Source organism: Streptococcus salivarius, from assembly GCF_002094975.1.
Lineage (GTDB): Bacteria > Bacillota > Bacilli > Lactobacillales > Streptococcaceae > Streptococcus > Streptococcus salivarius_D.
In genome coordinates, this window is the sequence record NZ_CP015283.1 from 178,012 (window position 1) to 199,628 (window position 21,617).

Sequence of the window (21,617 nt, forward strand, 5' to 3'; positions counted from 1 at the left end):
ATGCTGTTCTATAAAAATATATGAAAAAGAAGCCAAGAAAAATCTTGGCTTCTTTTTGTGATAACATTCATTGCTTAAGCCCGACCTCGAGCCAGATTAATCATATCATAGGTTAACGTGTTGCTAGTTTCTTTGAGAGAGTAATCCTCCAAAGTATTGACTTCCTTACGAAGCTGCTTGGCATAACGGCTAGAGATAAGTTCAGCCTGCTCGTACTCGTTGATAACCTTACGTTCCAAATAGTAGCCTCGCAACATTTCATCAATATTGTCTGGATGAAGGTGGGTGATAACCCGCTCAACAAAGGCACCTGATTGAATAATCTCAGCCTCTTGAAGGCGACTGCGTTTCAGATAAGACAAGAGATCTGAGTGATAAACACCTTCCAGATTACTCAAGGCTTCCAAAATCTGCTCAGTATTTGTCAAATAGAGCTCAGTCATATGGTCGCGGTTTTCTTCCGTCAACCTAGGACCTCTTCTAGTATCATCCTGATCAATACGAAACTTGAAAGTAAGAGCTAAGTGCAACAATCTACGAAGGCCACGCACAAAGACAGCTAGGGCGTAAGAAAGGCTAGAGACAAAACCACGGTTGATACGACGTTCCAAGCCCTTGATATAACGTTGGTAGAGATTGTATTCGAGTTCTGAAATCTTCCCCTTCTTGTAGGCATATTCCAGACCCTCACTCTCGATTTCCATAATCATTACTCGAATATTGGCCAACTCTTCTTTGACATCATTTGATTCCTGCTCCAAGATTAAATCTTCCAAGCGTTGATTGTAGTTGTCAATCGTAGCATAGACAGCTCCTTGATTAGTTGACTGTTTTAGATCTTTTTCCAACTCGCCGACCACATCATTAAGAATGGCAATCTGCATATAATGGTTGGTCGTGTGGGCTGGTCCAGTGGCTAGCTTAGGTAGGACTAAAATCCCTGTTAAGAAACTTAATAAAGTGACACCCGCTACCGTAAAGAGCAAGAGACTATGTTCCAAAGCCGTCATATTGGCAACCGGAAGCAAAAGGATGGTTGCAATGGAAACCGTTCCTTTAACACCTGAAAAGGTTAACAGAGTAGAACCCTTCCAGATTTTTTTTAGTGATCGTTTGGCCCTCCAAGCTCTTTGGGCAAATACTGCACTAATCATAACAAAGCGAATGCCAAACATGGTCGCTGTTAAAAGGATGATAGCAAGAAGCATCCAGAGATTATCGTAAGTGCTGCTACGCAGTACTGGGGCTGCTAGGGTTGGAAGTTCTGTTCCCAAGAGGAAAAAGACCATACCATTAAGCATGAAGGTAATGGTTCCCCAAATCGTATGAGAAACACTATCCAACTTGGCATCAAAAACGGTGATTTTTTTGAACCGACTGGCAAGCGAAATCCCTGCTACGACAACGGCAATAATTCCAGAAGCATGAATTTCCTCGGCTACAAAGTAAGAGGAAATCGGTAGTACCAACTCTAGTAAGAGAGCACCTGTGACATCTGCAGCATCCATATTGTCCAAAATGGTCAAAAAGAGGCGATTAAATAAGGCTGTAATCAAGCCAATTAAAAAACCACCAAGCACAGAAATAACCAAATTCCAGCTCGCACCAAGGAGGGAGAAGGTCCCTGTTGTCAATGCAGTCACTGCCACCTGAAAGGCAACCAAGCCAGAGGCGTCGTTCAGAAGACCTTCACCCTGCAAAATATAGCTAATCCACTTTGGAAAACTGAAACGTTTGGAAATAGCGGAATAGGCAACCAAATCCGTTGGTCCAAGGGCGGCACCGATGGCTAGGCAGGCAGACAAGGGTACCGAAGCAGGCAAGACGGCCTTAGCAAGATAACCGATTCCCAAGGTAGACACAAAGATAACTGGGAAAATCAAAAATAGAATGAGTTTCCAGTTACGTAGAATACTAGTGATATCACTTTCTTCACCCTCACGAAACAGCAAGGGAGCAATAATGAAAGCTAGGAAAAGTTCTGTTTCAAGCTCGAAAGCGCGTCCCTTTAAAAGTAAACCAATACCAACCCCAAAAATAATTTGAATCAAAGGTAGGGGAAGACGTGGAAAGACACGATTGATAACGTTCGATAAAATCAAGCTAAAAAGAAGAACAAGCAAAGCTAATGATAAATGCATAGCTCCTCCTACCCTTCCTTATGACAACAGTTTGAGAATAGTTCTTTTTGCTTACTAATTTTTTTATCAATGGCAGTGACATCTTCCTTAGCCAAAAGTTTATGGCAACGTTCGACCTCAAGACTAGCTAACTTTTTCTTAATTTTAGCCGTTTTACGATTATCAACCTTTTTCAAAGTACCCTCGGCACTCTGCTTATCGATATATTTGGCCTGCATATCTGCAAGTTTTTCTTTAATATCTGTAATCATTGTAATTTCTCCAACATCACCAAAAATGGTGGGGTATTAATTTGATTAAGGGGTTGGTAAAGCATAGCTGTAAAATCACGCTGGTCCAAACCGATAACGTACTCAAGCACAGCATCCTTCTCCATATCGCCACCATCATGACCATAGTAAATCATAATAGCTAAACGACCACCCACCTCTAGACGGTCAAGAATTTTCTCAATGGCCTCAAGGGTCGTGTGGGGTTTGGTAATAACACTCTTATCTGCAGATGGCAGATAACCCAGATTGAAAATAGCTGCACGAATAGGTTCCGTGACATAACGGTCCAGATTTTCGTGACCGTCTAAAATGAGTTCCGCATTTTCAATTTCCAAATCTGACAAGCGTTGACGAGTCTTTTCGAGCGCCTGCTCCTGCACGTCAAAGGCATAAACCTTCTTGGCAAGACCAGCCAGAAAGGCTGTGTCATTGCCGTTTCCCATGGTTGCATCGACAACTACACTCTCATCGTCCAGCACTTGAGCTAGAAAGTCATGAGATAGATGAATTGGTCGTTTAATCATGCTTTTTCCTCCTTCTCGTTAGCTACTTTGCACCCTTGCCATGAGTCACGACGTTCCATCTCTTTGTCAATGGCATTGAGGACTTCCCATTTGTTGAGACTCCACATAGGACCTATCAACATATCTCTCGGCGCATCACCAGTAATTCGATGAATGACGATATCCTTAGGGATGATTTCCAACTGGTCACAGATGATGGACACATACTCTTCCTGACTCAGCAATTTAAGACGCCCCTCGTGGTAGTCTCTTTGCATACGCGTATTGGTCATCAGATGGAGGAGGTGGAGTTTAATTCCCTGAATGTCATTGTCCGTCACACAACGTCGAACATTTTCCACCATCATCTCGTGGGTTTCCCCTGGTAGCCCATTAATCAGATGCGATACAATCTCAGCCTTTGGCGCACGCTCACGCACACGCTTAACCGTCTCCACATAGAGATCATAGCTGTGTGCTCGGTTAATGAGTTCTGACGTTTCTTCATAAGTCGTTTGCAAGCCAAGTTCAACGGTCACATGCATACGTTCTGTGAGTTCTGCCAGATAATCAATCACATCGTCTGGCAAACAGTCCGGGCGGGTACCGATATTGATGCCAACAACACCAGGCTCATTGATAGCCTGTTCGTAGCGTTCCTTGATAACTTCAAGCGACGCGTGGGTATTGGTAAAGTTTTGAAAATAAACCAGATATTTCTGAACTTCTGGCCACTTGCGGTGCATGAAGTCAATCTCATGGTAAAACTGCTCACGAATCGGTGCCTCAGGTGCTACAATAGCATCCCCAGACCCCGATACCGTACAAAAGGTACAGCCACCGTGGGCCACTGTGCCATCACGATTGGGACAATCAAAACCCGCATCAATTGGTAGTTTGAAAATCTTTTCGCCAAAAATTTCACGATAGTAATCATTGACTGTTCTATAACGTTTTTTCATAAAGACTATTATAACACTTTGACCTAAAAAAGAGAGTAAGACTCAGACAAAAATCATGAATTTCTGCCTGTCCTACTCTCTTCTTATTTAGTCTTTTTCAAATAATCAATGGCTTCTTGAGCTGTTTTAACAGGGACGATTTTCATCTTGGTTCCCAGTTTCTTGGCAGCTTCCTTGGCCTCTTGATAGTTGGTTTTGGCATCCGGATCAGCCTTTTTCATTTCCTTGGTTACTGGATTATTTGGCACGAAGAAAATGTCTGCACCACTATCAGCCGCTGATTTCACCTTGAGGTAGGCACCACCGATATCACCGACCGAACCATCCTTTTCAATGGTTCCTGTTCCAGCAATCTTACGGCCAGCCTTGAGGTCTTGACCAGATACCTGATCGTAAATAGCTAGGGTAAACATAAGACCCGCACTTGGTCCGCCAACGCCATCAAGTTTAAACTTCACATTTTCAGGACTCTTAACCTCGGTATGATCTGTCAAACCGATACCAATACCATTTTTACCATTGGCAATCTTGATAATCTTACCAGTGGCAGTCTTTTCTTTGTCATCTGTCGTATAAGTGACCTTGACTTTTGAACCCAGCTTAAGTCCTTGAACGTATTTAATCAAGTCAGCAGAATTATCAAAGGTCTTGCCATTGACAGCTGTCACCGTATCCGCAATATTGAGGACACCCTTGAAGCTAGAATCATCAGCCACCTGAAGCACATAGACACCCATATACTCCAAGCTAGCCTCCTTACCGGCCAGAGTCAAGCCCTGATAAATCGCTTGGTTTTGGGAAGTCTCCATGTAAAATTGGTTGATACGCATGAAATCTTCATCAGAGTAATTCCCAGTTGCCTCTTCAGCTGTTTGAAGCTTTGCAAAATCATTAAGCTGAGCATAGAGCATCAAGGCTAAAGTCGCCTTGGTTTGGGCCACTGCCACAAAATTGTAGGATCCTTTTGAATCATCAGCTTTCTTGTCTACAGTCAAGACTTCCTTAGTATCAAAAGCACCACCCGGAAGCTCAACATAATAATTATTTAGCGGGAAAAAGAGGGCAAATAGGAGGAAAAGTACCGTAAAAATACTTAACAACCACCACTTAATCCGCCAAATTTTCCCTAATAGTGATTTAGATTCGTTCTTGTTTGCCACGCTTAGCCTCCACTTCCTTAACAACTGCTTGAGGAACATAGGAACTAATATCCCCCTCAAAATAAATCAACTCACGCACACGACTGGAAGAGACTGGTGTTACCTCATGACTAGCAATCAAATAAACCGTTTCAATTTCAGGGGCCAACCCCTTATTGAAATAATCCATATTAGCCTCATAGTCAAAATCTGTCGCATTACGAAGGCCTCGGACCAAATAAGTCACCCCAAGATCTCTGGCGACATCTACAGCCAGACTATCGTGAGCCGTTATAACCTTTACATTGGGAAGATCTGCCACGACCTCTTCCAAGATACGCTTGCGAGTCTCCACGTCCCAGAAGCCCTGCTTATTTTTATTATAAAAGAGACCGATATAGAGCTCATCAAAGAGCTTGCTGGCTCTGGCAATAATATCCATATGCCCATTAGTAATCGGATCAAAAGACCCCGTAAACATAGCAATCTTTGTCATAGCATTCCTTTCTACAACTTCCCTATCAAAGGCTAACGCACGTAAACGGTCACCTTACTGATACCATAGGTTTTCTGTTTCCAAATCCCAAAGTTTGAAATTTCTTCAGGCAGGTCCACAGCCTTATCCGTCTCGCAAACCAACATAACCTCCTCAGCTAAGAGCCCTTGCTCCTCTAACTGAGTAATATTGGCCACAATCTGCTCTTTGGCATAAGGCGGATCTAAAAGTACCAAGTCAAACTTTCCTGTCAATTGTGTCAGCGCACGCGCCGCATCCATCTTCAAAAGCTGGAACTGCTTCTCACTCTTGGTCATCTTGATATTTTCCTGAATAACAGCCTGTGCCCGACGATCCTTTTCCACGAGGACAGCAGACGACATACCACGACTGATAGCCTCAATAGCCAGACTACCACTTCCAGAAAAAAGATCCAAAACACGCCCCCCATCAAAGAAAGGACCAATCATATTGAAAATGGCACCCTTGACCTTGTCCGTTGTTGGACGAGTCGTTTTGCCTTCTAACGTTTTAAGCGGACGTCCGCCAAATTCACCTGCTACAACACGCAAGTCGGTCACCTCGTTTTTACTGATTTTTAGTAAGACTTTTCTATTATAACAAAAAACACGCATAGATGTTGGTCCAAAGGGGACTAGACAAGCTAAATCCCCCCAAGAGAACACAAAAAACTCGAGAACATCCCGAGTTTTTATTATTTTACTTATCACCAAGTGCAGTCACGTAGTTGTAGGCTTCGATACCAGCTGTGGCACCATCACCTACGGCTGTTGTAATTTGGCGAAGGTCTTTCTGACGGACATCCCCAATGGCAAAGATACCAGGAATACGTGTCGCCATCTTATCATCTGTAATTACCCAACCATCTTGGTCAGTGACGTCGAGACCTGTCAAGTAATCTGAAACAGGATCAAGTCCCACATAAACGAAGACACCGCCAAATTCGTGGTTAGTCACCTCACCAGTTTTGACATTCTTGATATCAACACTGCAAACCTTGATGTCATCACCCTTAATTTCTTCAACGACTGAGTCCCAGATAAACTTAACCTTTTCATTGGCGAAGGCACGGTCTTGAAGGACCTTTTGAGCACGCAATTCATCACGACGATGAACAATGGTCACGCTATTGGCAAAGCGTGTCAAATAAATTCCTTCTTCAACGGCAGAGTCTCCACCACCAACGACCAAGAGGTCTTGATTACGGAAGAAGGCACCATCACAGACCGCACAGTAAGATACCCCACGGCTGTTGTACTCTTCTTCGCCAGCAACACCAATGTGGCGATGTTTGGCACCAGTCGCAATGATCACTGTCTTGGTTTGGTACTCTTCATCACCAGTTTTGACAACTTTATAGTCACCCTTGTCTTCGATACCAGACACGATACCATAAAGATTTTCAACGCCCAATTTTTCCAAAGGTTCGAACATCTTCATTGACAATTCTGGACCAGAAATACTTTCAAAACCAGGGTAATTTTCAATATCAGACGTGTTATTCATCTGTCCACCAGGAGCACCTTGCTCCAAAGTTGCCACTTTAAGGTTGGCACGTGCTGCATAGAGTGCTGCAGTCATCCCCGCAGGACCAACTCCAATAACAATTGTATCGTACATAAGTAACTCCTTATATGATTTTCTTGTAGAGATATCTTACACCTAATGTGCCAACAAAGCTAGAATTATGCATTCAGCACGATAAGAATCGCCATAAAAGCAAATGCCAAAACTGGGATCGAAACCATCGACATCATAATAGCATCATAGAGGGCACCTTGACGCTCCTTAACAGTTTTGTCCGCACGACGTAAGGCACGCCATCCAAGCCAAATGGCACCAATCACCAAGCACACAAAGAAAGCAATCACAAGGCCTAAGAGGTAAAATTTAAAAATATTTAATAACATAAATCATCCTAAAGTGAGAAATAGAAAAGGCTGAGATAACATTCTCCAACCTCTAAATTCGACTAGTAATAACTGCACGATGCAGTTTCTGATTGGACTATAGTCGCCTTTGAAACATTCAAAAGTTCCTAATCATCCTTGTGGGACTTTGACTATGGACTAAAATGTCGTCCACTCCCACCACCTTTTCTATTGTAACAAAAATCTCATCTTAAAGATATTGTTTTGAATAAGAAGCGAAAAATTCTTTTGTTCGTTCTTCTTTTGGATGGTTAAAGACTTCGTCAGGTGTTCCTTGTTCAAGAATACGACCTTTTTCAAGGAAGAGCACCTTGTCAGCCACTTGATAAACAAAGTTCATGTCGTGACTGACCAAAATCATAGTTTGACCTGACTTAGCTGCATCAGCGATTGATTTTTCAACCTCACCAACCAACTCAGGGTCAAGAGCAGATGTTGGTTCGTCAAGCAAGAGCACATCAGGCTTCATTGCAAGGGCACGAGCCAAGGCCACACGTTGCTTTTGACCACCTGACAAGTGACGTGGGTAGTGGTTTTCACGATTAGAAAGCCCAACCTTAGCAAGCTCTTCTTTCGCAATCTTGGTAGCTTCTTCGTCAGAAAGTTTCTTAACAATCTTAAGACCTTCCTTAACATTATCCAAGGCTGTACGACGTTCAAAGAGGTTGAACTGTTGGAAAACCATGGCCAACTTACGGCGAAGGGTAAGGATTTGTTCTTTAGTGATAGTCTTAAAGTCGACTTTAAAATCATCAATGGTAATGGTACCAGAATCAGGTTGTTCCAAATAGTTTAAGCTACGAAGAATTGTTGATTTCCCTGCACCAGAGGCACCAACAAGAGCTACAACTTCACCCTTTTCAATGTCAATATCAATACCATCGAGAACCTTTTGACCTGAAAATTCCTTGGTCAAATTTTTGATACTAATCATTAGCGGTCACCTCCAATTCCAGAAATGTCAGTCACTTCAGGCGCCTTAATGGCCATGTGATTTTCAACTGAACGACCAATGTACTCAATCAAGATTGAGATTACCCAGTATACAAGGGCAACTGAGATATAACGTTCAAAGTAACGGTAGTCAGCACCACCCAAGATTTGAGCCTGAGCATACATTTCGACGATACCAGCACTAAAGGCAAGTGATGTTCCCTTAGTCAAGCCAATCAAACTGTTAATCAAACTTGGTGTTGCAATAACTGCCGCATTTGGAATAATAACACGACGGTAAACCTGTGCCGATGTCATCCCAAGAGAACGGGCAGCTTCGATTTCCCCAGCGTCAACGGCCTGAATCGCTGCACGAATGGTTTCACTCATGTAGGCTGCTTCGTTAAAGGCAAAGGCCGTAATCGCGAAGATAGCTGGTGGAATCTCATTGATATTCCAATCCAAACCAAATTCACCATTCAAATAACGAAGGAAGAGTGGTATTCCATAGTAAGTCAACATGAGTTGTACAAGGATTGGTGTCCCACGCAAGAAGCTCACAAAAACTGCTTGAATTGGATAAAGGATACGTACTCGATTGATCTTAACGACCGCAAAGACAAGGGCCAAAATCAAACCGAAGAAAGCACCTGCAATGGTCAATCCCAAAGTCAAAGGCAAGCGTTCCACAATCTTAGGAACAGCATCAAAGACTGCCTTCCACGAGAAGAGCTTACCAGCTGGCATCCAAGACGAAATCCATTTGAAGATAATCGTAATCAGTTGCAAAACATAGCCCCAAAGAATTTCTACTAGCCAAGACAAGGGAATGGCTAAAGCAACAGCTACTGCCAAACCAACCAAGCCAATGATAACTTGGAGATACCAAGGTGACCGATTAAATGCTTCTATACTCTTTTTCACAATGTCGCCCTTTCTTTCTAAAAAAGTAGGTTAGCCTAGTGCTAACCATTCAAATATCTTATCATAATTTTATAGTATTCATTTTAGCACGACTCAGAAAGTCTGTGAAATAGTCTTTTCTTATCATAGTGATAAGAAAATCGTATCACTGATAATAATACCTTGTTAAGACCAAAAAGATTTGAACTAATTCCTTATTTAACGAACAAAGTGAGCATAAACCGAGGCTTTCCGGCGTGAGAAAAACACCTGAAACTTTAAAGTTTCAGGTGTTCGGAAGTTTTGAGACCTTAGGCTCAAAACTTAGTCATGGAGCTTCGACGAAGGTCGCTGACGTCCGTCATCACCTCAGGAAAGCCTCAAAAGAAAGCTTTGTGTTAAATCCAAAGCTGAGACAGCAGTCTCAACTTTTAACAGTCTTATTTCAAATCACTGACGTAATCGCCACCGAAGTATTCCTTGCTGAGTTTGGCAAGGGTTCCATCCTTCTTAAGCTCTTTGATACGCTTATTAACAAATGTCTTGAGTTCCTTACCTTGCTTATCATTTGAGAATAGAAGATATTCCAGACCATCAGTCTTCATACCGATATCGTCTTTAATCTTGTTTACAGCTAGCTTATAGCCTTGATCTTTGACAATGTACTCAGACGAAATCGCATCGTAAAGGATAAAGTCAATTTTTCCTTCTTGAATGTGTTGAATACGTGTTGAAAGACCCGTTGAGCTAGAAGCATAGTTGATAGTAATTGGTGTCTTGTCCGCATTGGCATGGTTCCAATTTTCAAGCAACTGAGCATAGTTAGAGCCAGGAAGCACCTCTGTCGTCTTACCAGACAAATCGTCTAGGCTAGTATACTTGGTACCCTCAGCACTAGTGATGGCATAGTTAGAACGTGAAATCGGATCTGAGAAACCATATTTCTGAGCACGTTCTTCATTGTAGTTGAAGTCGTTAGCCGCAATCTGATAACGTCCAGAATCCACCCCTGTCAAGATGGAATCAAAAGGTGTCGTTACAAACTTGACCTCATATTTGTCCGAATCCTTGAAAATAGCCTTGACCAAATCAATATCATAACCCTTGAAGTCGTCACCTTTTTTGAAAGTGAAAGGTGCCGTATCAGAGTCCGTCGCAACAGTAATCGTCTGCTTTTCACCAGATCCCTTACTGTCACTCTTGTTTCCACAAGCTGCCAAAGTCAAAACTGACAAGCCAAGAATCCCTAAACCTGCAAGCCATTTTTTCATATCTATAATCCTCGATACTTTCATTAATAGTTAGTGATAACAGTTTATCATCTTCATCCTTAGTCGTCTAATAATAAAAACCTAAGTGGTGATAGAAAATGGTTATAGGGGAATCGATACAACGAACAATAAGAAAAGAGCTGCCACTGGTGTGACAACTCTTCTCGTCCAAAAAAGCTTTCCGTACATGTTTAACATCAAATGCAATAAAACTCTATTTTCCCTTACTTGATGACTTACTGCTTGAATCGCTACTGTCTTCAGGTTGATAATCTGATAAATTCTTATGGATACGTTCAGCGTAAACGGCTCTGCTTCCTGATTCATCATGGTCAACCAAGGCTTCGGCAAGCTCTTTATAATCTTCTATAGAAATCGTCCAGTTGCCTCCATCATCTTTGGTTAGCTTGAAGGTCTTTTCTAGATTATCAGCACCTGTCAAAGGTGTATAGGCCATTTCTTTATCAATATCCTTAAATTGTGTCAAATCTCCGTTAAAGTTTTCACCATAAAGGAATTTCGTTGTGAGATCTTTGGCTTTACCTTTTTCCACATCGTTGTTATCAGCTTGATTCCATTGTTTCAACTTGTCAATATCGTTGTCATAGAGACTCATAAGGAGAGTACGAACAGCAGCTGCAGCACCATAGGCACTAACAGAACGTGAAGTAAAGGTAACTGTCGCTTCATTTCCTTTAACTTTGACATCTTTCAGCTTATAGTCCTGAATCTTACCAATCATATTACGACGGACCTTGAGGAACTTAGAAAGCACTTGGGTTGGAGTCTTGGCATCATAACCTTCAATGTATTTAAACGTATACTTGTCTTCCGGTGTATACCCCTTTTCTTCGATAGTATCTGCAACTTGTTTTTCAAAAACATTCGTTTCAGTCCAGGTTTCGTAATTTTCACCGTAGAGTTTTGAAAAACCGTTACTAGATTTTCCAAGCATAGTATCAATTAAAACTGTCGCATCAGCCTTGGCACGTTCTGTCGGAGTTGGTGTCGCTTTTTTCTTCTCAGCTGGTTTATTGGAAGCACAAGCTACGAGAACCAAGCAAGCTGCTAGAATCAGTCCTAAATAGGTAAGAACTTTTTTCATTAATATTATTCCCTCATTTCTTTTAGTTACTCTTTAAGATAGCATAGGTCTGATGATTCTTCAAAGTCACTTTCCAAAAGAAAAAATCAAAACTCTACTATTATAATGACTCCAAATCATCTAGGTCCAATTGCCTGCCTTCTTGATCTTCCAGACCCGTCAGCGTCACACCGAGCAGGCGAACACCGCTGCTATTTTCCTCTAATTGATCAAAAATGGTATGGGCAATCCTTTCGATGGTGTCGAAATCCTGAGTCGATTTGTCCAAGGTCATACGCTTGGTTAAGGTCGAGAAATCCGAATAACGGACCTTGATGACAATAATTCGACCGACTTTTTTATTTTTCTGAGCACTTTCAGCTACCCGCCTAGCATTCTTAGTCAACTCAGCCTTGATGTCATCTTCATTATAAAGAAGTTTGCCGTAGGTTCGCTCACTTCCAATAGATTTACGGACACGATTGGGCCTAACAGGACTATTGGAAATCCCTCTAGCCTTTCGAAAGAGATCAAATCCAAAACGTCCAAAACGATCAATCAGCGTCATCTCAGGAATCTTCAGAAGATCGGCACCGGTGTATATTTCCATGTCATGAAGACGTTCAACTGACTTTTTACCTACCCCATGAAACTTTTCAATAGGTAGCTTTCCCAAAAATTCCTGAGCTTCCTCTGGAAGCACCACCGTCAAACCAGCAGGCTTTTGAAAATCAGAGGCTAGTTTGGCGATAAATTTATTGTAGGAAACCCCTGCTGAACAAGTCAGGTGAAGTTCCTGCCAGATATCATACTGGATAAGTTTGGCTACCTTAACCGCCGATTTGATACCAAGCTTATTTATCGTCACATCAAGATAGGCTTCGTCGATAGACATAGGCTCTACCAAGTCGGTGTAGCGTTTAAAAATCTCACGAATTTGCATCCCTACCTCTCGGTAATGGCTATAATTTCCTGAGATAAAGACAGCATTAGGACAACGTTCATAGGCTTCCTTAGAAGACATGGCTGAATGGACACCATATTTTCTAGCCTCGTAATTACAGGTTGATACCACACCACGTCCCCCAGTTTTTCTAGGATCGTGACCGATAATAACCGGTTTGTCCTTAAGACTGGGGTCATCCCTCATCTCGACCTGAGCAAAAAAGGCGTCCATGTCAATATGGATGATTTTCCGACTGGTATCATTTATTAGAGGAAACTCTAACATGGCTCCCTGCCTCCTTTCTCAGATTTATCTCATTGTAAAGCTTTTCACATAAAACTTTGGGACTACAAAGCATTCTCCCCTTATGATACCAAAATCTATCAAAAAACAGAAATTTATAATACAGATTTGTCGTTTTCGAAACTGTATTATAAAAGAATGTCTCTAAAAACGCAGTTTTAAAGTTGTGTAAGCGGTTACTGTGTGATAGAATACTTCTAGAGAATGTAACAGATGATTTTGTTACTAGAATTATAGGAGATCCAAACTATGGCAACGGTTAAAACTAACACAGATGTTTTTGAAAAAGCGTGGGAAGGCTTTAAAGGAACTGACTGGAAAGAAAAAGCTAGCGTTTCACGTTTCGTTCAAGCAAACTACACACCTTATGATGGTGACGAAAGCTTCCTTGCAGGACCAACTGAACGCTCTCTAAAAATTAAAAAAATCGTAGATGAAACTAAAGCAGGCTATGAAGCTGAAGGACGCTTCCCAATGGATACTCGTCCAACTTCAATCGCTGACATTGACGCAGGATACATTTCAAAAGAAGATGAACTTATCTATGGTATCCAAAATGATGAGCTCTTCAAATTGAACTTCATGCCTAAAGGTGGTATCCGTATGGCGGAAACTGCTTTGAAAGAACACGGTTATGAACCAGACCCAGCTGTACACGAAATTTTCACAAAATACGTGACTACAGTTAACGATGGTATCTTCCGTGCTTACACTTCAAACATCCGTCGTGCACGTCACGCTCACACAGTTACTGGTCTTCCAGATGCTTACTCACGTGGACGTATCATCGGGGTTTACGCTCGTCTTGCCCTTTACGGTGCTGACTACTTGATGCAAGAAAAAGTTAACGACTGGAATGCTATCAAAGAAATCGACGAAGAAACTATCCGTCTTCGTGAAGAAGTTAACCTTCAATACCAAGCACTTCAAGACGTTGTTCGCCTTGGTGACCTTTACGGTGTAGATGTTCGTCGTCCAGCCTTCGATACTAAAGAAGCTATCCAATGGACAAACATCGCCTTCATGGCAGTATGTCGTGTAATCAACGGTGCCGCTACTTCACTTGGTCGTGTGCCAATCGTCCTTGACGTATACGCAGAACGTGACCTTGCTCGTGGTACTTACACTGAATCAGAAATCCAAGAATTCGTTGATGATTTCGTTATGAAACTTCGTACAGTTAAGTTTGCTCGTACAAAAGCTTACGACCAATTGTACTCAGGTGACCCAACATTCATCACAACTTCTATGGCTGGTATGGGTGCTGACGGACGTCACCGTGTTACCAAGATGGACTACCGTTTCTTGAACACTCTTGACAACATCGGTAACTCTCCAGAACCAAACTTGACAGTTCTTTGGACTGACAAATTGCCTTACTCATTCCGTCGCTACTGTATGCACATGAGCCACAAACACTCTTCTATCCAATACGAAGGTGTAACTACTATGGCTAAAGACGGATACGGTGAAATGAGCTGTATCTCATGTTGTGTATCACCACTTGACCCAGAAAACGAAGAACAACGTCACAACATCCAATACTTCGGTGCTCGTGTTAACGTGCTTAAAGCCCTTCTTACTGGTTTGAACGGTGGTTACGACGATGTTCATAAAGACTATAAAGTATTTGACATCGAACCAGTCCGTGATGAAGTTCTTGACTTTGACACTGTTAAAGCTAACTTTGAAAAATCTCTTGACTGGTTGACTGACACTTACGTAGATGCCCTTAACATCATCCACTACATGACTGATAAGTACAACTACGAAGCTGTTCAAATGGCCTTCTTGCCAACTAAACAACGTGCTAACATGGGATTTGGTATCTGTGGTTTCGCAAATACTGTTGATACATTGTCAGCAATCAAATACGCTACAGTTAAACCGATCCGTGACGAAGATGGCTACATCTACGACTACGAAACAATCGGTGAATACCCACGTTGGGGTGAAGATGACCCACGTTCAAACGAATTGGCAGAATGGTTGATTGAAGCTTACACTACTCGTCTTCGTAGCCACAAACTCTACAAAGATGCAGAAGCTACAGTTTCACTTCTTACAATCACTTCTAACGTTGCTTACTCTAAACAAACTGGTAACTCTCCAGTTCACAAAGGGGTATACCTCAACGAAGATGGTTCAGTGAACTTGTCTAAATTGGAATTCTTCTCACCAGGTGCTAACCCATCTAACAAAGCTAAAGGTGGATGGTTGCAAAACTTGAACTCACTTGCAAGCCTTGACTTCGGTTATGCAGCTGACGGTATCTCACTTACTACTCAAGTATCACCTCGTGCCCTTGGTAAGACTCACGACGAACAAGTTGACAACCTCGTAACTATCCTTGACGGATACTTCGAAAACGGTGGACAACACGTTAACTTGAACGTTATGGACTTGTCAGATGTTTACGAAAAGATCATGAGCGGTGAAGATGTTATCGTACGTATCTCTGGATACTGTGTAAACACTAAATACCTCACTCCAGAACAAAAAACTGAATTGACACAACGTGTCTTCCACGAAGTTCTTTCAATGGACGACGCTTGGGGATAAATCTAAGCATATAACAAGAAACAAGCATCCTAGTGATGCTTGTTTTTTCTTAGCTTCTTAAACAGTTTCTACCAAACTGTACAAAACCTTACATTAACAGTTGTTAATAATTATGGATAGGACTATAATACAAACTGAATTTGAAAGAAGGTATTATTATGAAAAAAGTGTTTTTCAAAACTAGTCTTGGAATCACACTTAGCGTCCTAGCTAGTGTCTTATTCCTTGCCCACAAATCTGAATTCTTCAAGGACGATAGTGCCTTATATGATGAATTTGATTCTACGTTGGATTAAGGAGGAGAACTATCATGCAAAAGAAAAAAGCAATTATGATCGGTGCTGGTTTATCAAATATGGCTGCCGCTGTTTACCTCATTCAAGAAGGTAAATGGTCAGGAGACCAAATCACTTTCTACGCTCTTGATAATTACGGATCAAACGACGGTTCCCCTACCCAAGATGTTAAGGATGACTATTGGAATAAAAATCATCCGATGGAAAATCAAAAGGGTTATATTGCTCGCGGTGGTCGTATGCTTAACTACCGTACCTATGTTGACTTGATGGATTTGCTTGATCGGGTTCCTTCAATGACAGAACCATGTCTTACAGCTGCTGAGGATACTCGCCAATTTGATGCCGCACACCCAACCTATGACAAGGCTCGTCTCTTAACAGGCGGACAAGGTATCGTTGATGGTGGTAAGCTTGGTTTGAATAATAAAAGTCGTAAGCTCCTTACGCAGTTAATTATGATGCCTGATTCACAAGAAGAAAAACTAGATAACATCACGATTGCTGACTATTTCAAAGACAATACTGAGTTTTTCGAAAGTAACTTTTGGTTTATGTGGGAAACGACATTCGCTTTTAGGACTCGCAGTTCTGCACAAGAGCTTCGTCGTTACATGCACCAAATGATTTATGAATTCACTCAGATTGAGCATTTAGTTGGTGTTAACCGTACACGCTATAATCAATACGAAAGCATCATGAAGCCTTTGATTAATTACTTGGAAAAAGAGGGCTGTCACATAGTCCTTAATCGTCGTGTTGTTGACTGGAAATTCAAGGACAGCAAGATGCAAGACGAAATTACTGTTACTGGTCTTCACATGGTCAATACTAAAACTGATGAAAATGAGTTCGTCCCAGTGGATAACGATACAGCAGTCATCTTTACAAACGGTTCGATTACTGACTCTGCAACACTAGGTGATTTCAACACTCCGGCTGCAGAAAACATGGATTATGGTGCTGCTTCAAGTCTTTGGAAAAAGGCATCAGATCATTTTTATAACCTTGGTAATCCTGATAAATTCTTCGCTGATCGTGATGCCAGTGAATGGGTAAGTTTCACTCTCACTACTAAAAATCATCTCTTCTTGAACGAAATTGCTCGTATTACCACTCAGGAACCAGGCAACGCCCTTAATTCCTTTATTTCTACAGAACCAGTGACACCACTCGGTCAAAAAGATGTAACCATGTCAATCGTTGTCCATCACCAACCTCACTTCACTAGTCAAAAACCAAACGAAACGGTTCTTTGGGGATACTTCCTCTACCCTCGTCGTCACGGGGAAATCATTGATAAACCTTATATCGAAATGACTGGTAAAGAGATGCTCCAGGAACTTATTGGACAACTTTCAAAGGTAGACCCAGGGCCTATCAATATCAGCGATAAAGAAGAGGAAATCATGGACAGTGTTATTAACTGTATCCCTGTCTATATGCCATATGCTTCTGCTCTCTTTAACAATCGAGCCAAGTCAGATCGTCCTAAGGTTATTCCAAAACATTCAACAAACCTTGCCTTTACTGGAGAATTTGTCGAACAACCTTATCAAATGATTTTCACAGAAAATAGTGCTGTTCGTTCTGGAGAAATCGCAGCTTTCCATTTTGCTGGTATCCCCATGTCACGTTTGGTGAAAACACCTCGTTATGATAAAGATGTCAAAACCTTGTTAAGAGCTGCAAAGAAAATGTTCGATTAAGAATCATTACACACATTAAAGACAGTAAACATCATGATTTCAAAATGTTTGCTGTTTTTTTATTTTTGCAAAAACCAGCTTTCATTATATTTTTCTAAATCTACTATAATTTACATTTGACTTTTTATCAGATTAGCTATAAAATAAAAGCGTTTCCGTTTGGTATCTCCAAACACTTCCTTCTCAGAAGCACCATAGAGAAACGATACTCAATTACGTCAAATGGATAGTGTCTAATAACACGTAAACTATCATTGTTATAAGATTAAAGAATATAAGGAGGACAAATGAATAAGAAAAGTTTTAAACTAATTGGATTAGTAGCTCTCGTAGCAAGTACTATCCTACTCGTAGCCTGCCAGTCTGATACCAAAACTGAATCCTCAAAGTCCAAGGACGTTCAATGGGGTTATACTGATGCTACTGGTCCAGACCATTGGGGTGACCTTTCTAAAGATTATAAACTCAGCAAAAATGGTAAAGAACAATCTCCGATCAATATCACCGGAGCTGAGGACGTTGATCTTCCAGAACTAAACCTTAATAATCAAGAATCAGAGGCTCAAGTTGAAAATAACGGGCATACAATTGAAGTCAGCTTTAAAAATCCAAAGAATACCCTAACGATTGGTGATGATGTCTATAAATTACAGCAGTTCCATTTTCACGCACCTAGTGAGAATGAAATTGATGGTCAGACTTATCCTCTAGAGGGTCACTTCGTCTACAAGACTGATAATGGGAAAATCACAGTTGTCTCAGTTCTCTATAATTATGGCGATGAAAATCAAGCCTTAAAACAAATCTGGGATAAGATGCCTCAGGCTGCTAATACTGAAACCGAGTTGTCTCAACCTATCTCACTAGATGATTTCTATCCTGAAGACAAGGACTACTACAACTTCGAAGGTTCCTTGACAACACCACCATGTACTGAGGGTGTTAACTGGATTGTCTTCAAGAATCAAGAAACCGTTAGTAAGGAACAAGTGGAGAAATTCACTCAAACCCTTGGATTTAAAAATAACCGTCCTATCCAAGATACAAACGGTCGACAAATTAAAGAATAAAACAAGATAAAAAGCTTGATGATGACTCCTCTCATCAAGCTTTTTTTCGTTGACAATTAGTTATAGACTTTGTTACACTTGCCCTATGATTATCAAACATACAAGAGATACACTCTCAGAAACTTACCTCGATGCCGTAGCCATCCGAAACACTGTTTTTGTTAAGGGGCAAGGTGTTCCTCGCTCCATTGAGATTGATGCGAATGAAGCCTACTGCATCCACTTTGTTCTATATGATGACAAAGGCAAGGCTGCAGCAACCGTACGCCTACTACCGAATAAAGACTTGACTCAGCTTACCCTCCAACGTATGGCGGTGCTCGATGCCTACCAAGGTCAAGGTCTGGGGAGCATTCTCCTAAAAGAAGCTGAAGATTTTGCACAAGAACAAGGCTTCCAGACTATTTCTCTCCATGCTCAACTCAGTGCACTTAAGTTCTACCTCAATAATGGCTATCAAGAAGTCGGTAACATCTTTGAAGAAGCTGGTATCCAACACATTACTGTAGAAAAATCCTTAATAAGTAAAAAAGCTTAAGCAGTTGACGTACTGCTTAAGCTTCTTCTTTTGTCGCAAATATAGGATAACCATGCTCGACAGCCAGCACTGTCACATTTTCTCTAGCTTTTAATCTCTCTGTGATTTTTTTCCAGTATTTCTGTCCTGTAAAAAGAAGGACAAAAAATCCCATGTAGACCAAAAAACCAAGAAATTGTTTATAATCAGAAGATGCCATTCTTGATTCTAGTTCTAGTAGCTCAAATAGTCCTCTCAATAGGGCTGTAAAGGTAATCATTATAAGACTAAGTCCATTAAAGTATCCTAAACATATAAGCAAATACTCTATTTGAAGCTTCTTGGAACGCTTTTTGTAGAGTAACTTATAGTCTTGACCATACTTTTCAAACACAGGAAAATGAATATCAAACCCTCTTCTCATATGAAGGACTTTTAAATCGGGTTGGGCACGATACCCAAGGCAATGAATCAGTTTGTATAGTAGTTCTCTTATCAAAATATAAAAAGAAATAATAAGGTTAGATAACAAGCTAATAAATACCAAAACTACAAAAGAGCTTACATCTCTATTAGTCGTCAAAAAAATGATCACCACTGTAAAACACATACCACAGAAAAAGAGACTACTCCCGTTAAGCATGCAAAAGAGCAAACTCAGAAACCAAGGGATAAGCTTTCTTTCCTTGGAGTGTCTACTCGACCGTTTCACGAATCAGCTCCTTCTTCATTATCTCAATTAAAACATCTCTGTCCTTAATCCATTGAGCTCTCTCATCCTTGTAGTAAGTACGATTACTGAGGAAAATCGCCGCACGTTGACGAGGGATATTGATAAGCACAAAGGTACCTGTATAACCAGTGTGAAGAATCCACTCGCCTTGGAGGTCCCAAGCGACACTGCGTTCCTTGTTGGATTGGCTGATATTCTGCGTCATATTTTTAGCAAAATCATCCGTCAAATAATGGTTAACAAAAATCTCTAAGTCTTTTAGTGTTGAAAAGAGACCTGCTGAACCTGTATGTTCTTTGAGAACTCGAGCCTTGGGATCATGAACAGTCCCTCCCGTAACCCCCTTAACTGTTGGAACAGCTACCTCAACTGGGCCAAACTGTGTTTCAGACATACCAAACGGTTGAAAAATCTCGGAGTCAAAGAGCTTATCCAGTGTTTGTCCAGAGACTTTTTCAAGCATCAAACCTAGGAGAATAAAATTTATATCTGTATACAAGAAAGGTTTATCAGCCTTAACTTTGATGGCATTAATAGCAGCAATCAAGCCAGCTTGGTCTAAGTCATCACGATTTGGAATAAAAGGATCAATTCCGCTACTGTGAGAAAGAAGCTGACGAAGGGTTAACGTCTTATCCACAACTTCAGGATAATAGGTCGATAGTTTCTCATCCAAGTCCAATTTTCCCGCTTGCAAGTAGAAAAGACAGAGGGTCCCAACTCCGACTACCTTGGAAACACTAGCTAGATCATAGGTAAGTCCTGGAACTACCGGAATAGTTCCATCCTGAGTTCCTAGATAATGCTCCTGCCAATCTTGTCCGTCATAAAGTGCAAGGCTGGCACCTGGAAAGATGTCAGCCTTGATGTAGTCTGTAATTGTTGACAATGTTTGTTGAAAATTAGTCATTACTTTGTAAACCAAACCTCAATATTGCTCATGTCAGTGAGTGCGAGCAAGTTCCCTTTGCTGTCTAGGTAACTAGAGAACTGTTCTTTTTCAAGTTTATCATGCAAGGCAACCAAGTCATAGTCTTCTGCTACCTTAAACTCTAGAATTTCCAAATCCCAAGTCTGGTCTGGACTCACTTGGAGGTCAGGACCTTCTGCTTTTTCAAAGTGGATAGACAAAGGCAATTCTTCGCCAAAAAGATTATCGTAGAAGAAAGCTGCTTGAGCTGTATCAACAACGTTCAAGGTCAAAGACTCAACCGTAAAGTCTGACACTCCTTTGAAATCTTCTTTTTCTTCAACATCTGCGTATTCAACTGTCTTAAGAGTAGACAAGTCATCTTCGGCATGCATCAAAATAAGACCATTCTCAGGTGAGATTGTTTCAAAGGCATACCCCTTTTCCCCTTGGAAAATAGCCTTGGCTTGGTGATCATCACGCGCCAAAAGGTACTCAATCTCAAGTGGATTTGAAACTTTAATGACCACTTTATTAATTTTCTTAGGACCTTCAACAGCGCGACAACGATAAGCTGGTGACTCCTCAATCACAAAAAGTGAGTTACGGTCTGTCCAATCTGTGAAGACCGCAAGGGCATTTTCCTCAGTCAAAAGCTTAAATCCTAATGTATTTTGGTAAAAATCAATATTTTCTTGTCTGTTATTTACACGAAAAATTGGTGTGTGAAACTTAAAATTCCCTGATTGCGTCATGACAACCTCCATTCTTTTCTATTTTATCCGAAAAGAGCCTGTGTGACAAGGATTTTCCTAAGAAAAAACAGTATTGTAATTTTTTCACTTTCTTTCACACAAATTATGAAAATCATTACATTATCTTTACTTTGGGGCTAGCATTTTCCTCATTTTAGAG

General features: G+C 41.1%; 22 protein-coding genes. 5 read left to right on the forward strand and 17 right to left on the reverse strand.

Features of this window, described 5'->3' with window-relative positions:
- Positions 1 to 74: 74 nt before the first annotated feature.
- From V471_RS00890 to dinB, 14 genes are all read right to left on the reverse strand, one after another.
- Positions 75 to 2,141: a cation:proton antiporter gene (locus tag V471_RS00890; protein ID WP_049529032.1), complete on the reverse strand. Its 2,067-nt coding sequence runs from the start codon at positions 2,139 to 2,141 to the stop codon at positions 75 to 77.
- 8 nt (positions 2,142 to 2,149) lie between these two features.
- The gene (locus tag V471_RS00895; RefSeq protein ID WP_002891697.1) at positions 2,150 to 2,392 is read right to left on the reverse strand and encodes a hypothetical protein; all 243 of its coding nucleotides are present in this window, start codon (positions 2,390 to 2,392) and stop codon (positions 2,150 to 2,152) included.
- Entirely contained in the window at positions 2,389 to 2,937 is a 549-nt protein-coding gene (mnmM, locus tag V471_RS00900; RefSeq protein ID WP_049529030.1) for a tRNA 5-(aminomethyl)-2-thiouridylate-methyltransferase MnmM, read from the reverse strand. Before mnmM ends, V471_RS00895 begins: the two co-directional genes overlap by 4 nt.
- Complete coding sequence (mnmL, locus tag V471_RS00905; protein ID WP_014632678.1) at positions 2,934 to 3,878, reverse strand: tRNA modification radical SAM protein MnmL/YtqA; 945 nt, start codon at positions 3,876 to 3,878, stop codon at positions 2,934 to 2,936. Before mnmL ends, mnmM begins: the two co-directional genes overlap by 4 nt.
- A gap of 83 nt (positions 3,879 to 3,961) precedes the next feature.
- Positions 3,962 to 5,038 (reverse strand): SepM family pheromone-processing serine protease, encoded by a 1,077-nt coding sequence (locus V471_RS00910; protein ID WP_002884703.1) that lies wholly within the window; start codon positions 5,036 to 5,038, stop codon positions 3,962 to 3,964.
- Positions 5,016 to 5,513, reverse strand: a complete 498-nt coding sequence (gene coaD, locus V471_RS00915; RefSeq protein WP_014632676.1) for a pantetheine-phosphate adenylyltransferase — start codon at positions 5,511 to 5,513, stop codon at positions 5,016 to 5,018. Before coaD ends, V471_RS00910 begins: the two co-directional genes overlap by 23 nt.
- 32 nt (positions 5,514 to 5,545) lie before the next feature.
- On the reverse strand, positions 5,546 to 6,094 hold the full coding sequence (gene rsmD / locus V471_RS00920; protein WP_231910681.1) for a 16S rRNA (guanine(966)-N(2))-methyltransferase RsmD: 549 nt from the start codon (positions 6,092 to 6,094) through the stop codon (positions 5,546 to 5,548).
- Between the two features lie 139 nt (positions 6,095 to 6,233).
- A complete protein-coding gene (gene trxB / locus V471_RS00925; RefSeq protein WP_014632674.1) occupies positions 6,234 to 7,154 on the reverse strand; it encodes a thioredoxin-disulfide reductase in 921 nt (306 codons plus the stop codon).
- 65 nt (positions 7,155 to 7,219) lie between these two features.
- A complete protein-coding gene (locus V471_RS00930) occupies positions 7,220 to 7,444 on the reverse strand; it encodes a DUF4059 family protein (RefSeq protein WP_002884393.1) in 225 nt (74 codons plus the stop codon).
- A gap of 211 nt (positions 7,445 to 7,655) precedes the next feature.
- Complete coding sequence (locus V471_RS00935; RefSeq protein WP_014632672.1) at positions 7,656 to 8,399, reverse strand: amino acid ABC transporter ATP-binding protein; 744 nt, start codon at positions 8,397 to 8,399, stop codon at positions 7,656 to 7,658.
- The gene (locus V471_RS00940; protein WP_096832659.1) at positions 8,399 to 9,145 is read right to left on the reverse strand and encodes an amino acid ABC transporter permease; all 747 of its coding nucleotides are present in this window, start codon (positions 9,143 to 9,145) and stop codon (positions 8,399 to 8,401) included. The genes V471_RS00935 and V471_RS00940 overlap by 1 nt, the downstream gene beginning before the upstream one ends.
- A 596-nt stretch (positions 9,146 to 9,741) precedes the next feature.
- On the reverse strand, positions 9,742 to 10,572 hold the full coding sequence (locus V471_RS00945) for a transporter substrate-binding domain-containing protein (protein ID WP_004183337.1): 831 nt from the start codon (positions 10,570 to 10,572) through the stop codon (positions 9,742 to 9,744).
- Between the two features lie 214 nt (positions 10,573 to 10,786).
- Entirely contained in the window at positions 10,787 to 11,677 is an 891-nt protein-coding gene (locus V471_RS00950; RefSeq protein WP_004183338.1) for a hypothetical protein, read from the reverse strand.
- 100 nt (positions 11,678 to 11,777) lie between these two features.
- Positions 11,778 to 12,887 (reverse strand): DNA polymerase IV, encoded by a 1,110-nt coding sequence (dinB, locus tag V471_RS00955; protein WP_045769047.1) that lies wholly within the window; start codon positions 12,885 to 12,887, stop codon positions 11,778 to 11,780.
- 267 nt (positions 12,888 to 13,154) lie between these two features.
- Here dinB and pflB point away from each other — a divergent pair, with 267 nt between their 5' ends.
- The 5 genes from pflB (at position 13,155) to V471_RS00975 (ending at position 19,080) form a co-directional block, all read left to right on the forward strand.
- Positions 13,155 to 15,467, forward strand: a complete 2,313-nt coding sequence (pflB, locus tag V471_RS00960; protein WP_084871004.1) for a formate C-acetyltransferase — start codon at positions 13,155 to 13,157, stop codon at positions 15,465 to 15,467.
- 158 nt (positions 15,468 to 15,625) lie between these two features.
- On the forward strand, positions 15,626 to 15,763 hold the full coding sequence (locus tag V471_RS11030; RefSeq protein WP_004183341.1) for a hypothetical protein: 138 nt from the start codon (positions 15,626 to 15,628) through the stop codon (positions 15,761 to 15,763).
- Positions 15,764 to 15,777: 14 nt separating this feature from the next.
- Entirely contained in the window at positions 15,778 to 17,472 is a 1,695-nt protein-coding gene (locus V471_RS00965; protein ID WP_084871005.1) for an oleate hydratase, read from the forward strand.
- A 287-nt stretch (positions 17,473 to 17,759) separates the two neighbouring features.
- Positions 17,760 to 18,542, forward strand: a complete 783-nt coding sequence (locus V471_RS00970; RefSeq protein WP_084871006.1) for a carbonic anhydrase — start codon at positions 17,760 to 17,762, stop codon at positions 18,540 to 18,542.
- A gap of 85 nt (positions 18,543 to 18,627) precedes the next feature.
- Positions 18,628 to 19,080 carry a GNAT family N-acetyltransferase gene (locus V471_RS00975; protein ID WP_049529020.1) on the forward strand — a complete coding sequence of 151 codons (453 nt, stop codon included), beginning with the start codon at positions 18,628 to 18,630 and terminating at the stop codon, positions 19,078 to 19,080.
- 16 nt (positions 19,081 to 19,096) lie between these two features.
- On the opposite strand, the gene V471_RS00980 is transcribed toward V471_RS00975, so the two are convergent.
- Genes V471_RS00980 through V471_RS00990 form a run of 3 tightly spaced genes read right to left on the reverse strand, consistent with a single transcriptional unit; the run spans position 19,097 to position 21,457 of the window.
- Complete coding sequence (locus V471_RS00980) at positions 19,097 to 19,771, reverse strand: hypothetical protein (protein WP_070850120.1); 675 nt, start codon at positions 19,769 to 19,771, stop codon at positions 19,097 to 19,099.
- On the reverse strand, positions 19,755 to 20,702 hold the full coding sequence (locus V471_RS00985; RefSeq protein ID WP_014632661.1) for a serine hydrolase domain-containing protein: 948 nt from the start codon (positions 20,700 to 20,702) through the stop codon (positions 19,755 to 19,757). The genes V471_RS00980 and V471_RS00985 overlap by 17 nt, the downstream gene beginning before the upstream one ends.
- The gene (locus V471_RS00990; protein ID WP_004183351.1) at positions 20,702 to 21,457 is read right to left on the reverse strand and encodes a CppA family protein; all 756 of its coding nucleotides are present in this window, start codon (positions 21,455 to 21,457) and stop codon (positions 20,702 to 20,704) included. The genes V471_RS00985 and V471_RS00990 overlap by 1 nt, the downstream gene beginning before the upstream one ends.
- Positions 21,458 to 21,617 lie beyond the last annotated feature (160 nt).

What these genes read in the sequence shown, in the direction of transcription:
- V471_RS00890 (WP_049529032.1), bottom strand. Translation starts at nt 2,141, where the DNA reads ATGCATTTATCATTAGCTTTGCTTGTTCTTCTTTTTAGCTTGATTTTA.
- V471_RS00895 (WP_002891697.1), bottom strand. Translation starts at nt 2,392, where the DNA reads ATGATTACAGATATTAAAGAAAAACTTGCAGATATGCAGGCCAAATAT.
- mnmM (WP_049529030.1), bottom strand. Translation starts at nt 2,937, where the DNA reads ATGATTAAACGACCAATTCATCTATCTCATGACTTTCTAGCTCAAGTG.
- mnmL (WP_014632678.1), bottom strand. Translation starts at nt 3,878, where the DNA reads ATGAAAAAACGTTATAGAACAGTCAATGATTACTATCGTGAAATTTTT.
- coaD (WP_014632676.1), bottom strand. Translation starts at nt 5,513, where the DNA reads ATGACAAAGATTGCTATGTTTACGGGGTCTTTTGATCCGATTACTAAT.
- trxB (WP_014632674.1), bottom strand. Translation starts at nt 7,154, where the DNA reads ATGTACGATACAATTGTTATTGGAGTTGGTCCTGCGGGGATGACTGCA.
- V471_RS00930 (WP_002884393.1), bottom strand. Translation starts at nt 7,444, where the DNA reads ATGTTATTAAATATTTTTAAATTTTACCTCTTAGGCCTTGTGATTGCT.
- V471_RS00935 (WP_014632672.1), bottom strand. Translation starts at nt 8,399, where the DNA reads ATGATTAGTATCAAAAATTTGACCAAGGAATTTTCAGGTCAAAAGGTT.
- V471_RS00940 (WP_096832659.1), bottom strand. Translation starts at nt 9,145, where the DNA reads ATGCCAGCTGGTAAGCTCTTCTCGTGGAAGGCAGTCTTTGATGCTGTT.
- V471_RS00945 (WP_004183337.1), bottom strand. Translation starts at nt 10,572, where the DNA reads ATGAAAAAATGGCTTGCAGGTTTAGGGATTCTTGGCTTGTCAGTTTTG.
- V471_RS00950 (WP_004183338.1), bottom strand. Translation starts at nt 11,677, where the DNA reads ATGAAAAAAGTTCTTACCTATTTAGGACTGATTCTAGCAGCTTGCTTG.
- dinB (WP_045769047.1), bottom strand. Translation starts at nt 12,887, where the DNA reads ATGTTAGAGTTTCCTCTAATAAATGATACCAGTCGGAAAATCATCCAT.
- pflB (WP_084871004.1), top strand. Translation starts at nt 13,155, where the DNA reads ATGGCAACGGTTAAAACTAACACAGATGTTTTTGAAAAAGCGTGGGAA.
- V471_RS11030 (WP_004183341.1), top strand. Translation starts at nt 15,626, where the DNA reads ATGAAAAAAGTGTTTTTCAAAACTAGTCTTGGAATCACACTTAGCGTC.
- V471_RS00965 (WP_084871005.1), top strand. Translation starts at nt 15,778, where the DNA reads ATGCAAAAGAAAAAAGCAATTATGATCGGTGCTGGTTTATCAAATATG.
- V471_RS00970 (WP_084871006.1), top strand. Translation starts at nt 17,760, where the DNA reads ATGAATAAGAAAAGTTTTAAACTAATTGGATTAGTAGCTCTCGTAGCA.
- V471_RS00975 (WP_049529020.1), top strand. Translation starts at nt 18,628, where the DNA reads ATGATTATCAAACATACAAGAGATACACTCTCAGAAACTTACCTCGAT.
- V471_RS00985 (WP_014632661.1), bottom strand. Translation starts at nt 20,702, where the DNA reads ATGACTAATTTTCAACAAACATTGTCAACAATTACAGACTACATCAAG.
- V471_RS00990 (WP_004183351.1), bottom strand. Translation starts at nt 21,457, where the DNA reads ATGACGCAATCAGGGAATTTTAAGTTTCACACACCAATTTTTCGTGTA.